This is a genomic window from Aquimarina sp. MMG015 (assembly GCF_018100855.1).
GTDB classification, from domain to species: Bacteria; Bacteroidota; Bacteroidia; order Flavobacteriales; family Flavobacteriaceae; genus Aquimarina; species Aquimarina latercula.
On sequence record NZ_JAGJEB010000042.1, the window covers coordinates 1 to 490 of the forward strand.

Consider the following 490-nt stretch of genomic DNA (forward strand, 5'->3'; position numbering starts at 1 on the left):
GTAATCTGAGCAACATTCGTATACTCTCCCACAGCGCCCGTTGGGGCATTCACCGTAACATCATATGTTAAGGTAACTCCTGCTAAACCAACACTCGATAAAGACCAATTAATAGTCGTAGCTCCTGCATTGTAAACTCCGCCATCACTAATACTACCTGGTACAATACTATAACCGATTGGCAATACATCTTCGATGCTTACTCCGGTAGCTACATCTGGACCTGCATTGTCGATCTGTAAACTAAAGGTCAATACATCGCCTACATTAACCGGAGCTCCATTAACATCCGTAAAACTCTTATCTAAAGATAAATCAGCAGCAGTAGGAGTAACTACAAAAGTATCCTCATCATCATCATCACCGCCCGTTGATGGATCATTATCACCATCAGCATTATCTTCATCAACTGTATTATCTGTCGTCGGATCACTGTCCGGATCAAACTGATCACTAGCCGTAATCTGAGCAACATTCAAATATTCATCCG

General features: G+C 42.0%; 1 protein-coding gene. It reads right to left on the reverse strand.

The window, feature by feature from the left end; all coding sequences use genetic code 11:
- A partial coding sequence (locus J8L88_RS23415) for a DUF11 domain-containing protein (RefSeq protein WP_211062088.1) occupies positions 1 to 490 on the reverse strand: 490 nt, incomplete at both ends.